Source organism: Curtobacterium sp. NPDC089185 (assembly GCF_040685235.1).
GTDB lineage: Bacteria > Actinomycetota > Actinomycetes > Actinomycetales > Microbacteriaceae > Curtobacterium > Curtobacterium citri.
On record NZ_JBFBHK010000001.1, the window covers coordinates 161,555 to 174,113 of the forward strand.

The window sequence follows — 12,559 nt, forward strand, 5'->3', positions numbered from 1 at the left end:
CCAGGTGACGGACGGGAGGCGCGTGGCGGGGCCGCCGCGCTCCTCCCGTCCGTAGTGTGGGGACCATGGCAACCCCGTTCGACGAACCGAGCACCCTCCCCTACGCCCTCCCGCCGTTCGACGACGTCCGGCTCGAGCACTTCCGCCCCGCGTTCGACGCCGGGACGGCCGAGCAGCGCGCCGAGGTCGAGGCGATCGCCGCCTCGGACGAGGCCCCGACCTTCGAGAACACGCTCGTGGCGCTCGAGCGCTCCGGGCAGCTGCTGACGCGCGTCTCCCACGTGTTCTTCACCCTGTCCTCCGCCGACTCGACGCCCGAGCTGCACGACCTCGAGGCCGAGGTCTCCCCGCTGCTCGCCGCGCACCGTGACGCGATCACGCTCGACTCCCGGCTGTACGCGCGCGTCGACGCGGTGCGTTCCGCCCTGGGCGACCGGGCCGACCTGACGGACGAGGACCGCCGTCTCGTCGAGCGGACCCACGCCGAGATGACGCTCGCCGGCGCCGGACTCGACGAAGCCGGCAAGGAGCGCCTGACCGTGATCAACCAGGAGCTCTCGACGCTCACCACGACCTTCGAGCGGAACCTGCTCGAGGACACCAACGACCTCGCCGTGCACGTCACCGACGAACAGGAGCTCGACGGGCTCGACGACGGCGCGAGGTCCGCCGCTGCCGGGGCCGCTCGCGACCGGGGGCTCGACGGGTGGTTGATCACCCTGCCGCTGTACACCGGGCACCCGTGGCTCGCGTCGCTGACCGACCGTGGGCTCCGGGAGCGGATCATGCGGGCCTCACGCTCCCGCGGGCGCCGCGGGAACGAGCACGACAACCGCGACGTGCTGCTGCGGATCGTGCGCCTCCGCGCCGAGCGCGCCGAACTGCTCGGGTTCCCGAACCACGCCGCCGTCGTCACCGCGGACGAGACCGCTCGGACGCCCGAGGCCGTCGACGGCCTGCTGTCGTCGCTCGTGCCGGCCGCCACGGCGAACGCCGACGACGAGCGGGCCGTCCGCTCCCGCACCGTCGGCTTCGACGTCGAGGCGTGGGACTGGGCGTACGCGACCGAGGTCCTGCGCGGCGAGCAGTTCGCCGCGGACAGCTCGGCGCTCCGGCCGTACTTCGAGGCCGACCGGGTCCTGCGCGACGGCGTCTTCCACGCGGCCGGCGCGCTCTACGGGCTGACGTTCACCGAACGTCCGGACCTGCACGGCTACAACGACGAGGTCCGGGTCTTCGAGGTGCGTTCGGACGACGACGCACCGGTCGGGCTCTACCTGCTCGACCTGTACACGCGGGACGGCAAGCGCGGTGGCGCGTGGATGAACCCCGTCGTCGAGCAGTCCGAGCTGCTCGGCACGCTGCCGGTCGTCGTCAACAACCTCAACGTGGCGAAGCCGGCGGCGGGCTCCCCCACGCTCCTCATCCAGGACGAGGTCGAGACGCTCTTCCACGAGTTCGGGCACGCGCTGCACGGACTCATCGCCCGGACGACGTACCCGCGGTTCTCGGGGACGAACGTCGAACGTGACTTCGTCGAGTTCCCGTCGCAGGTGAACGAGATGTGGGTGTCGTGGCCGTCGGTGCTCGCGAACTACGCCAAGCACCACGAGACCGGTGCGCCGCTGCCGCCGGAGCTCGTGCTCGGCCTGAGCGACTCGGCCGGCTTCAACGAGGGCTTCTCGACCACGGAGTACCTCGCCGCGGCGCTCCTCGACCAGGCGTGGCACCGGCTGTCCGCGGCGGCAGCAGCCGAGGTCACCGACGTCGAGGCGTTCGAGCGACAGGCCCTGACGGACGCCGGGGTGGACGTGCACGCCGTGCCGCCGCGGTACTCGTCGACGTACTTCGCGCACACCTTCTCGGGCGGGTACGACGCCGGGTACTACGGGTACATCTGGTCCGAGGTGCTCGACGCCGACACCGTCGAGTGGTTCCGCGAGAACGGCGGGCTGTCCCGGGAGGCCGGGGCGCGGTTCGCGGCGAAGGTGCTCGGCGTCGGCGGGGCGCAGGACCCGCTGGAGGCCTACCGCGCGTTCCGCGGGCGCGACGCCGAGGTCGGCCCGCTGCTGCGTCGCCGCGGGCTGGAGTAGGCGCGCGGCGGGGCCCGGCCGGTCCGGCCGGGCGGCCGGGCGGCCCGGCGGCCGGCCGGTGCCGCAGTCGTTCGCACAACTGCAGGCTCGTCGCGCCACGGGATCACGTGGCGCGACGAGCTCCGGGTTGTGCGGCAGCACCGCGCGCCGTGTTCCGCCGCCCGGACAACGTATCCGCCCGGAGCGCCCCCCACACACACGAACGGCCCGACCCCCGAGGGGACCGGGCCGTTCGCGAACGGCGAGCTACGCGGACTTCTCGACGCGCTTTGCCCGCGGGTGCGGCACGATCGTCGGCGCCGCGTTCTCGAGCACGGACTCGCGCGTGATCACCACGCTTGCGACGTCGTCGTCCGAGGGCACGTCGAACATGACCGGCCCGAGGACCTCCTCGAGGATGGCGCGGAGCCCACGGGCACCGGTCTGCCGCAGCACGGCGAGGTCGGCGATGGCCTCGAGCGCGCCGCGGTCGAACTCGAGCTCGACCCCGTCGATCTGGAACATCCGCTGGTACTGCTTCACCAGCGCGTTCTTGGGCTCGGTCAGGATCTGCATGAGCGCCGACTGGTCGAGCTGCGACACCGTGGTGACGACGGGGAGACGCCCGATGAACTCGGGGATCAGACCGAACTTGTGCAGGTCCTCCGGCAGGACGTCCGCGAAGAGGTCCTGCTGGTCGAGCGGGCTGTGGAGCGGCGCCCCGAACCCGATGCCGCGCTTGCCGACGCGCGAGGACACGATGTCCTCGAGTCCCGCGAACGCCCCCGCGACGATGAACAGCACGTTCGTCGTGTCGATCTGGATGAACTCCTGGTGCGGGTGCTTCCGTCCACCCTGCGGCGGGACCGAGGCCGTCGTCCCCTCGAGGATCTTGAGCAGCGCCTGCTGCACGCCCTCGCCCGAGACGTCGCGCGTGATCGAGGGGTTCTCGGCCTTCCGCGCGATCTTGTCGACCTCGTCGATGTAGATGATGCCGGTCTCGGCCCGCTTGACGTCGTAGTCCGCGGCCTGGATCAGCTTGAGGAGGATGTTCTCGACGTCCTCGCCCACGTAGCCGGCCTCGGTCAGGGCAGTCGCGTCGGCGACCGCGAACGGCACGTTCAGACGCTTCGCGAGCGTCTGGGCCAGGTAGGTCTTGCCGCAGCCGGTCGGGCCGATGAGCAGGATGTTCGACTTGGCGATCTCGACGTCGTCGCGGTCCTCCGCGGCGGTGATCTGCCCCTGCGCGCGGATGCGCTTGTAGTGGTTGTAGACGGCCACGGCGAGGGCACGCTTCGCGGGGTCCTGCCCGATGACGTACTCCTGCAGGAAGTCGAAGATCTCGCGGGGCTTCGGCAGGTCGAAGTCGCCGCCCGTGGTGTCCTCGCCGGCCTCGGCCAGGCGCTCCTCGATGATCTCGTTGCACAGCTCGACGCACTCGTCGCAGATGTACACCCCCGGTCCGGCGATGAGCTGCTGGACCTGCTTCTGGCTCTTGCCGCAGAAGGAGCACTTCAGCAGGTCAGCGCTCTCCCCGATGCGTGCCATGTCGGTGCCCTCCTTGGATGACCGGTGCGGATGACCGGTGCGGTCGACCGATGCAGGCTGGTGACCCGCCCGATGGATCGACTCTAACCGCATCCGGTGACACCGACCGCGACGCCGTCCGGCCTGTCCCGGCACGTTCGCCCAGGGCGTGCACACCTGGTACGGTGACTCCGGTTCCTCTACAAGTTGTAGAGGTCGGAAGGACCCCATGACGAAGCGACTCGCCCTCCTCGGTACCGGCACCCTCGGCGTCACCGCCGCGATCGTCCTCGGCACTGCCGCTGCGGCCAGCGCCCACGTCGAGGCCGACGCGACCTCCACCGCGGCGAACTCGTACACCACGGCCACGTTCTCGGTGCCGCACGGATGCGACGGCTCCCCCACCACGAAGCTCGTCTTCCAGGTGCCCGAGTCCGTCATCGAGGTCACGCCGACGGTCAACCCGAACTGGACCATCACGAAGGCCACCGAGCCGTACACCGCTCCGTCGAGCGGCACCGCGAGCGACGAGGAGACCGAGGCCGGCGCCGAGCGCGTCACGAGTGTCACCTACACCGCGAAGACCCCGCTCCCCGCCGACGAGCGCGACACCTTCGCCCTGTCGTTCTCCCTGCCGGACGGCAAGCCCGGCGACCGGGTGTCCTTCCCCGTGGTGCAGACCTGCGAGCGCGGCTCGGTCGACTGGGACCAGGCGCAGGAGTCCGGGAAGGCCGAGCCGGAGCACCCCGCGCCCTCGATCGTGCTGACCGCCGCCACCACCCAGGGCGACGACGACGACGCCACCACCGCCACCGCGAGCGACACCGGCACGACCGCGGCGCAGCCCGACCTCGTCGGTCGCTTCCTCGGGCTCGGCGGCCTGGTCGTCGGCGCCGTCGGACTGGTCGTCGCGGTCGCGGCGACGCGTCGCCGGGACGCATCGAAGTGACCCTCGGATCGCGTCCGACGCGCGGCAGCCGGTCCGGGACGGTCCGACGTCCGGCCTGGAGGCCCGTGGCCGCGACCGCCGCAGCCCTCGCCGTCGCGGGCGGCGCGGTCCTCGGCCTGGCCGCCCCCGCCAGCGCGCACAACTACCTCGTGTCCTCGACGCCCGAGGTGGGCGGGACGCTCACCGAGCTCCCGGACCGCTTCGACATCACGACGAACGACCGGTTGCTGGCCATCGGCGGCTCGGACTCCGGCTTCGCCTTCCGCGTGATCGGTCCCGACGGGAGGTACCACGAGGACGGCTGCGTCTCCGTGGACGGCCCGTCGATGACCACGAAGGCCGCCCTCGGGAGCTCCGGCAGGTACGAGGTCGAGTGGCAGATCGTCTCCGCCGACGGCCACACCGTCTCCGACCGCTACGACTTCACGTGGAAGGCGCCGGCCGGCTTCTCGCCCGACCGCGGCTCCGCGACGCCGGCGACGTGCGCGACCGGTGACGGGTCGAGCCCCGCCCCGGGCTCGACGAACGGCAGCGAGGCCGCCGGCGACGACTCGAGTGCGACGGACGCGCTCTTCATCGGTGCCGGCGGGATCGTCCTGGCCGGCGTCGTCGTCGCGGTCCTGCTCCTGCTCCGGCGCCGACCGGCACCCGCGGCTGACGACCACGACGAGGACTGACCGGGGCCGGACGGCGGGCCGTCATGCAGTCCCGGGGTCGTCACCCGGCCCGTACTGCGTCACCACGAGGGTCTGTCGTCGTTCCTCGAGGTCCGAGTCGAGCTCGATCGTCCACTCCCCCCGGTGGTCGACGTGCCCTTCGCCGAGCACGTCGTCGGTGTCCTTCCGGCGGACGACGACCGCGCTCCCCGGCTCCCCGTGCCCCGTCAGGACCGGGCGGAGATCGGTGTCGGCACCGTCCTCGGGCGACGCGATGCTCACGGCGGTGAAGACGCCGTCATCGCGCACGAGCCCGCCGTCGACGATCCGGAACCGCTGGACGAGGTCGGTCGAAGCGGGCATCCGCTCGCTGTCCCGCCAGGGGAACACCCCGTCGTGCTGCTGGTGCCGGATGACCAGGATCTGCCCCTCCTGCCAGTGCGCGTCGAACCGGTCGGCGAGCGGGTACGCGGTCTCGTCACCCTTGATCGACCAGTCGCCGAGCGACCGTTCGTCGTCGGCCGACCGCAGTTCGATGCCGATGTACTCGCGCCCGGCCCACGAGGAGTGGGCCTGGTAGGTCGTGCGGGGCACGAGCCGGAGCTCGTGGTCCTCGGGCAGGATGGCGAGCCGCGCGACCGGGCGGTCCTTCTGCCCGAGGAGGTCGACCAGGTTCCCGGCCCGGGCACGGATCGTCCCGTCGATCACCTCCCGAGGTCCGCGGGGGTCCACGAGCTCCACGGTGATGCTCCCGTACCCCTGGTCGACCGCCGACACCGTCGTGGCACCGACGGACACGGGGGCGCCGTCGCTGCTGCCGATGCCCTCGACCGGGACGTCCGGGAAGTGCCGCTGCCCGACGACGACCTCGGGGGCACCGACGATCGCGCCGACCGGGGTACCCACCTCGGGCAGGATGTGCTCCGGACGGTCCGTCGACGTGTCCACGTTCTCCCAGATCGCCCGCTGGAGTGCGGGACGCTGCGCAAGGTCGGCCGCGGCCTGCTCGCCGATCGGGATGCCCCACTGCTCGAAGAACGGTCGGAGATCGCGATCGGCGAGCCGCCCGGCCACCGTGGCGAAGGAGTCGACCGTCGCCTGGCTCGTGCCGAGGTCGAGCTCCCCGAGTGCGTTCGCAACGCGGAGTTCCTGGTTCAACCGGGGGTAGAAGTGGTCGCCGAAGGCCCGCCGCAGCTGGTCGTACATGAGCAGCCGCACGAACAGGTCCTCGCCAGCGTACGTCCGCTCCCACACCGGCTGCGCGAAGAACGCCTCGACGAGGTCACGCTTGGTGTCGAGACGGTTCCCGGCCCCGAGCGCGTGCTGCACCGCGAGCGCGGAGATGTTGACCGAGACCTCACCCTGCCCGTCCCACGTGGACGCCGGCATCTGGTACGTGTGGCCCACCTCGTGCCAGAACCCCCAGAGGTCGGACACCGGCAGTCGGAAGAGGTCTGCTGCGGCATCGGTGTCGACCTGGAACGTGACGTGCTCCTGCGTCGCGCTCGCGTACCCGACTCCCGTGTCCGGAGAGGCGATGTAGATGCGGTGCGGTGCCTTCCGAGCGGTCCCGACCAGGTCGTCGTGCAGGTTGTACGTGCGGTTGGTGAGGGACACGACGTCGTCCCACGTCTGGAGCCGTGCCGTCATGTCCGCCGGGAACGCGCTCGCGCTGCGACGCTGGAAGTCGCCGAAGACCCGCCCGCCCACGAGTTCGACCACCGGGGCGTCCGGCAACGTCCGGAGCTGCTCACGGAACTCGGCGTCCGAGGTCTGGCCGAGGACGAAGGTGGGAACCACGCGCCCGCCGTGGACCCGGAGCACCGCGCTGCCCGTCGGGGCGGTGCTCACCAGGAAGAGCATGCCGTCCCGGTCGGCGGTCCACGAAGTCGACGTCCCGCTCGGCGTGGGCACGAGTGCCGAGAGCGAGGTTGCCGCGACGCCCTCGTACCCGCCGTAGAGCCCCACCCGGATGCCGGTCGTGGGCGCCCCGGCGGGGACGTCGACGGTGACTCGCTCGCCGGCGCGCACGAAGCGACCGGTCGGCTGGAGGTCGCTGTGCTGCATCCGTCGTTCCTCGCGGGCCTGCTCAGCCGCGGCACTGCCGAGGCCGTGGACGCGGACCGCGGTGGACTCGAGGTCCTCGGAAGGCTCGATCGACGCCGGTCGCGGACCGCTGTCGACGACGGTGAAGCGGCCGTGTGCGAGCACGGCCCCGCTGTTCCCCAGCACGCGGACGTCGCCCTCACGGCGCTCGCCGTCCTGGCGCTCGACCGTCCGCACCGTGAACCACGGGTGTCGCGAGGGGTCGGACCACGACACGCCCTCGCCGCGCCAGACCACGGACCGGCTGTCCGGTGCGACATCGGCACCGGTGTCCGACCCGTCGAAGCCGGCACCGGTGACCTCGGAACCCACCGGCACCTCCACCCGGAGGTCACCCTGGACGTCCGCACCGACGCGCACCGGCACACGCTCGGACTCGGTTCCGGACGCGAGCGGCGGCACCACGACGCCGATGGAGCCGGTGAGGTCGACCGGGACCGTTCCTTCCGCGAGGACGCGACTGCCGCCGTGCTCCGTGATCCGCGCGGTCCCCGTGACGGCCTCCGACGGCGCGTCGTCGTCGGCGCGGAGTCGGATCTTCGCCGCTCGCCACCCGGACGACCAGGTGTTGTTGCCGGGCCACGTCGCAGAGGACCCGTCCTCGGCGATCCGCCCCGCGAGCGGACGGACGTCCGCATCGGCGGCGGTGATGCTCGTCCCGGGCGGCGCCGTCACGGTGAGCACACCAGCGACCGTCCGCTCCGGGACGACGGCGATCCACCCGGACTCGGTGCCCACACCCAGCGGCGTGCGCTCGACCGGGATGGCCACGTCCGGCGCGGTCACGTCCACCGGCAGGGTTCCGGTCGCCACCACGGCACCGCCCTCGGGGTCCACGACGCGGACCGACCCGGAGGTCCGACCGGGCGGGGTCTCCGGGCTGACACGGAGCCGGACCTTCGGCACGCGCCACCCCTCCGACCACGAGTTCCTGCCCACCCAGGTCGCCGAGCTCCCGTCCGACGCGATCGAGCCCTCCAGGGGCCGGACGTCAGCGTCCGCCCAGACGATCGTCGTCCCGGGCGGTGCCGTCACGCGGAGCTCGCCGAGCACGAGCGACGACGGCACCAGGCGGATCCAGTCCGACACGGCCCCGGGTCCGACCCGGGCGGGGTCCACGGTGACGTCCACGACGTCCGTCGATCGCTGCTCGGACGACCCGACCGCTGCAGCACCGTCGCCAGCGGCGAGGACGCCGGTGGAACCCAGCAGGGTGACGAGCAGCCCGGCAGCCGCGATCCGCACGACGCGCCGGTGGCGGGACCAGGAGGAGAACATCAGCATACGGAATACCGTATCGTGCATCGGCAACGACGAAGGCCCCGGACCAGCGGGTCCGGGGCCTTCGATCGTGCGGTGCGGTGCTACTTGACGAGCGCCGGCAGGTTCTTGCGGCTCGTGAGGACCTGGTCGATCAGGCCGTACTCCAGAGCCTCTTCGGCGGACATGATCTTGTCGCGCTCGATGTCGTTGTTGACCTGCTCCGGCGTCTTGTTGGAGTGCTTCGACAGCGTCTCCTCGAGCCAGGTGCGCATGCGGAGGATCTCCGCCGCCTGGATCTCGATGTCGGACGCCTGGCCGCCGCCCTGCTGCACGGCGGGCTGGTGGATGAGCACGCGGGCGTTCGGCAGGGCGAGACGCTTGCCGGGGGTACCGGCAGCGAGGAGCACCGACGCGGCCGAGGCCGCCTGGCCGAGGCAGACCGTCTGGATCTGCGGGCGGATGTACTGCATCGTGTCGTAGATCGCCGTCATCGCGGTGAACGAGCCACCGGGCGAGTTGATGTACATGACGATGTCGCGGTCCGGGTCCATCGACTCGAGCACGAGCAGCTGGGCCATGACGTCGTCGGCGGACGCGTCGTCCACCTGCACGCCGAGGAACACGATGCGGTCCTCGAAGAGCTTCGCGTACGGGTCCTGCCGCTTGAAGCCGTAGGCCGTGCGCTCCTCGAAGCTGGGGAGGATGTAGCGATCGGACGGAGCCGGGACGTTCTGCGCGCCACCGAGCATGGGGAGGTGCATTCTCGTTTCCTTCTCTTCGGTGGTGGTCAGTTGGACTCGGGCTCGGCCGCCGACGTCGGCGTCTCGCCGTCGCCCACGGTTCCGCCGCCGCCGATGACCTCGATCGACGAGGCACGGAGGTGGTCGACGAAGCCGTACTCGAGGGCCTCCTGCGCCGTGAACCAGTTGTCGCGGTCGTTGTCCTTGAGGACCTGCTCGATCGACTTGCCGGTCTGCTCGGCCGTGAGCTCCGCCATCCGCTGCTTCATGTCGAGGATGACCTTGGCCTGCGTCTGGATGTCGGCAGCGGTACCGCCGAAGCCACCGGACGGCTGGTGCAGGAGCACGCGCGCGTTCGGGGTGATGTAGCGCTTGCCCGGGGTGCCCGACGAGAGCAGGAACTGCCCCATCGAGGCCGCGAGGCCGATGCCCACGGTGACGATGTCGTTCGGCACGAACTGCATCGTGTCGTAGATCGCCATGCCCGCGGTGATCGAACCACCGGGCGAGTTGATGTAGAGGTAGATGTCCTTCTCGGGGTCCTCGGCGGCGAGCATCAGCAGCTTCGCTGCGATCTCGTTCGAGTTGTCGTCGCGGACCTCAGAGCCGAGCCACACGATCCGGTCTCTCAGAAGGCGGTCAAAAACACTGGGGTTCAGTGTCGCTTCGGCCATGGAAAAGCTCCCGTTCAGTTGTCGCTTGATGTCGAACTTATCGGGTGCAACGCACCACTTCGCGCCTGTTCGCTCTGGGCGGTCGGATGGTGCCGGGACGACGGACGGGAGGCACGGTGCCAGCTGGCACCGTGCCTCCCGTCCGTCAGCGCGTCGCGTTACTTCGCGTCGGCCTCGGTGGTCTCGTCAGCCGACTCGTCGGCGTCCGACTCCTGCGCCACACCGGCGGTGAAGGCGGAGAGGTCGACGGCGTCGCCGTTGGTGTCCTTGACGGTCACCTTGGCGAGGACGGTCGCGACCGCCTTCGAGCGGGCGACCTCGCCGACCATGCCGGGGATCTGGCCGTTCTGGTCGATGACCTTGATGAACTCGGCCGGCTCCATGCCGTACTGCGCCGCAGCCTGGATGAGGTACTGCGTGAGTTCCTCCTGGGAGACCTGGATCTCCTCCTTCTCGGCGATGGCGTCGAGGAGGATCTGCGAGCGGAAGGCCTTCTCGCTGGACTCGGAGACCTCCTTGCGGTGCTCCTCGTCCTCGAGACGGTTCTCCTGCTCGAGGTGACGGTGCACCTCGTCCTCGATGAGCTGCTCCGAGATCGGGATGTTCACGTCCTCGATGAGCTTCTCGACGAGCTTGTCGCGAGCCGCGGCGCCCTGACCGAAGGTCTTGGACTTCGCGATCTGCTCCTTCAGGTCCGCCTTGAGCTCGTCGATGGTGTCGAACTGGCTGGCGATCTGGGCGAACTCGTCGTCGGCCTCGGGGAGCTCGCGCTCCTTGACGGCGGTGACGGTCACGGCGATCTGCGCGGTCTCGCCCTCGCGGTCGCCACCGACCAGCGTGGACTCGAACGTGGTCGACTCACCGGCGGTCAGCGACTCGAGCGCCTCGTCGATGCCCTCGAGCAGGTCGCCCGAGCCGATCTCGTAGGAGACGCCGGTGGCCGAGTCGACCTCGTCGTCGCCGATGGTGGCGGTCAGGTCGATCTGGGCGAAGTCGCCGGTCTTCGCCGGACGGTCGACCGTGACGAGCGTGCCGAAGCGGGTGCGCAGGTTCTGCAGCTCCTCCTCGATCTCGTCGTCGGAGACGTCGACGGCGTCGACCGTGAGCTCGTACTCGCCGTAGTTCGGCAGGTCGAACTCCGGACGGACGTCCACCTCGAAGGTGAGGACGAGGTCGCCGGAGAAGTCCTTCACGTTCGGGAGCTCGGCGACGTCGGCCTCGGCGCGACCGAGGATGCGCAGCTCCTGCTCCTCCACCGCCTGGCGGTAGAAGGTGTCGATGGCGTCACCGACGGCGTGGTTCAGGACCTCGCCGCGGCCGACGCGCTGGTCGACGATCGCCGGCGGGACCTTCCCCTTGCGGAAGCCGGGGATGTTGATCTGCTCGGCGATGTGCTTGTAGGCGTGGTCGATGCTCGGCTTGAGATCGTCCGGCGTCACGTTCACGGTGAGCTTGACGCGGGTGTCGCTCACCTTGTCGACGGTGCTGGTGGCCAAGGGATGTACTCCTGTTGGTTGACGTTCGAGTGGACCTGGTCGGGGCGACAGGATTTGAACCTGCGACCTCCCGCTCCCAAAGCGGGCGCTCTACCAAGCTGAGCTACGCCCCGTGACTGGGCCAGGGTGGTCGCGCACACCCGAGGGCACGCACGACCGCGACGAGTCTAGCGGTCCGCCGGTGCCTGGTTCCCGGGAGGCGTGCCGGGGTCGGGCGCGTCGGCCTCCGCGCGCCGGCGCAGGCCCTGCCGCCAGCGCACCCCGACGACGACCTGGACACCGAGCGCGGCGACCATGAGCGCGACGCCGAGCACGATCCGCCAGACGTGCAGCAGGGCGTGCAGCGGCTGCGCCTGGGGGTCACCGAAGGCCTCGGGCCGCAGGGAGAACACCACGGCGGCGAGGGCCAGCAGCACGAAGGAGACGACGCGGGAGCGCTTGATGCGGCGTGTGTCCGACCCGTCCGGCTGCGGGAGCACGTTCGATGGCATGGGGGTGGTCGTTCGTCCGCTACGATGGTGGCGCTGCGGACCTGGTGCCGCAGTGCGGGGATGTAGCTCAATGGTAGAGCCCCAGTCTTCCAAACTGGCCACGCGGGTTCGATTCCCGTCATCCCCTCCGTGTCCTCCAGCGCTGCGCGAGGGTCGTCGGCTGCTCGTCCCGGTCCCGTCCTCGTGACGCCCGCCCGCGTCCTGGCTGTCTCGCGCCCTGGCCGTCTCGCGCCCTGGCGTCCGGAAGCCCGAGTGGTCTCCGAGAGCGGCAGTCCTCCCGGAGAGTCCGGCGTCAGGGAGCGCTGAACGTCAGGATCAGGTGGGCCGTGTCGCCGACCTCGACCCCCGCCCGCCGCCGCTCCGCGGTGCGCAGGGGCACGAGGTAGCCGCCGTCCTTCGGGAACAACGAGGTGGTCCAGCGCACGCTGCCGATGGTCACCCCGGCGGGCACGACGCCCCAGCCGTAGGTCAGCTCGGACGCCAGCTCGTGCACGAGGTCGACCACGTCGGGCGGGACGACCGCGAAGACGAACGGGGCGGGCCCCCGCCACTCGATGACGTCGCCGTCGAACTCGATGTCCACGC

The 12,559-nt window shown here is 70.9% G+C and carries 10 protein-coding genes and 2 tRNA genes; 4 read left to right on the forward strand and 8 right to left on the reverse strand.

Annotation, left to right across the window (positions count from 1 at the left end):
* Window positions 1–65 precede the first annotated feature (65 nt).
* A complete protein-coding gene (locus AB0N84_RS00755; protein WP_363543104.1) occupies window positions 66–2,093 on the forward strand; it encodes a M3 family metallopeptidase in 2,028 nt (675 codons plus the stop codon).
* Between the two features lie 246 nt (window positions 2,094–2,339).
* Here the strand turns inward: AB0N84_RS00755 and clpX are convergent, their stop codons facing one another.
* Window positions 2,340–3,620 carry an ATP-dependent Clp protease ATP-binding subunit ClpX gene (clpX, locus tag AB0N84_RS00760; protein WP_363543106.1) on the reverse strand — a complete coding sequence of 427 codons (1,281 nt, stop codon included), beginning with the start codon at window positions 3,618–3,620 and terminating at the stop codon, window positions 2,340–2,342.
* Window positions 3,621–3,828: 208 nt separating this feature from the next.
* Between clpX and AB0N84_RS00765 the strand changes: the two genes are divergently transcribed.
* Together AB0N84_RS00765 and AB0N84_RS00770 are read left to right on the forward strand one after the other, a co-directional pair.
* Entirely contained in the window at window positions 3,829–4,548 is a 720-nt protein-coding gene (locus AB0N84_RS00765; protein WP_289457638.1) for a YcnI family protein, read from the forward strand.
* Window positions 4,549–4,613: 65 nt separating this feature from the next.
* On the forward strand, window positions 4,614–5,225 hold the full coding sequence (locus AB0N84_RS00770; RefSeq protein ID WP_289457639.1) for a copper resistance CopC family protein: 612 nt from the start codon (window positions 4,614–4,616) through the stop codon (window positions 5,223–5,225).
* 21 nt (window positions 5,226–5,246) lie between these two features.
* Here AB0N84_RS00770 and AB0N84_RS00775 read toward each other — a convergent pair whose 3' ends face one another.
* The 6 genes from AB0N84_RS00775 to AB0N84_RS00800 form a co-directional block, all read right to left on the reverse strand.
* A complete protein-coding gene (locus AB0N84_RS00775) occupies window positions 5,247–8,594 on the reverse strand; it encodes a M60 family metallopeptidase (protein ID WP_363543109.1) in 3,348 nt (1,115 codons plus the stop codon).
* A gap of 80 nt (window positions 8,595–8,674) precedes the next feature.
* Window positions 8,675–9,334 carry an ATP-dependent Clp protease proteolytic subunit gene (locus AB0N84_RS00780; protein WP_069711513.1) on the reverse strand — a complete coding sequence of 220 codons (660 nt, stop codon included), beginning with the start codon at window positions 9,332–9,334 and terminating at the stop codon, window positions 8,675–8,677.
* A gap of 26 nt (window positions 9,335–9,360) precedes the next feature.
* The gene (locus AB0N84_RS00785; RefSeq protein ID WP_069711514.1) at window positions 9,361–9,987 is read right to left on the reverse strand and encodes an ATP-dependent Clp protease proteolytic subunit; all 627 of its coding nucleotides are present in this window, start codon (window positions 9,985–9,987) and stop codon (window positions 9,361–9,363) included.
* A gap of 158 nt (window positions 9,988–10,145) precedes the next feature.
* A complete protein-coding gene (tig, locus tag AB0N84_RS00790; RefSeq protein ID WP_289457641.1) occupies window positions 10,146–11,483 on the reverse strand; it encodes a trigger factor in 1,338 nt (445 codons plus the stop codon).
* A 36-nt stretch (window positions 11,484–11,519) separates the two neighbouring features.
* A tRNA-Pro gene (locus AB0N84_RS00795) sits at window positions 11,520–11,596 on the reverse strand.
* A gap of 54 nt (window positions 11,597–11,650) precedes the next feature.
* Window positions 11,651–11,974 carry a hypothetical protein gene (locus AB0N84_RS00800; RefSeq protein WP_363543112.1) on the reverse strand — a complete coding sequence of 108 codons (324 nt, stop codon included), beginning with the start codon at window positions 11,972–11,974 and terminating at the stop codon, window positions 11,651–11,653.
* Window positions 11,975–12,030: 56 nt separating this feature from the next.
* Here AB0N84_RS00800 and AB0N84_RS00805 point away from each other — a divergent pair.
* Window positions 12,031–12,101 (forward strand) — tRNA-Gly (locus AB0N84_RS00805).
* A 165-nt stretch (window positions 12,102–12,266) separates the two neighbouring features.
* Here the strand turns inward: AB0N84_RS00805 and AB0N84_RS00810 are convergent.
* On the reverse strand, window positions 12,267–12,557 hold the full coding sequence (locus AB0N84_RS00810; protein ID WP_182045775.1) for a DUF1905 domain-containing protein: 291 nt from the start codon (window positions 12,555–12,557) through the stop codon (window positions 12,267–12,269).
* Between the last annotated feature and the right edge of the window lie 2 nt (window positions 12,558–12,559).

Bases quoted from the DNA above. Each gene is read 5' to 3' on its own strand.
- AB0N84_RS00755 (WP_363543104.1), top strand. From the start codon at position 66: ATGGCAACCCCGTTCGACGAACCGAGCACCCTCCCCTACGCCCTCCCG.
- clpX (WP_363543106.1), bottom strand. From the start codon at position 3,620: ATGGCACGCATCGGGGAGAGCGCTGACCTGCTGAAGTGCTCCTTCTGC.
- AB0N84_RS00765 (WP_289457638.1), top strand. From the start codon at position 3,829: ATGACGAAGCGACTCGCCCTCCTCGGTACCGGCACCCTCGGCGTCACC.
- AB0N84_RS00775 (WP_363543109.1), bottom strand. From the start codon at position 8,594: ATGCTGATGTTCTCCTCCTGGTCCCGCCACCGGCGCGTCGTGCGGATC.
- AB0N84_RS00780 (WP_069711513.1), bottom strand. From the start codon at position 9,334: ATGCACCTCCCCATGCTCGGTGGCGCGCAGAACGTCCCGGCTCCGTCC.
- AB0N84_RS00785 (WP_069711514.1), bottom strand. From the start codon at position 9,987: ATGGCCGAAGCGACACTGAACCCCAGTGTTTTTGACCGCCTTCTGAGA.
- AB0N84_RS00800 (WP_363543112.1), bottom strand. From the start codon at position 11,974: ATGCCATCGAACGTGCTCCCGCAGCCGGACGGGTCGGACACACGCCGC.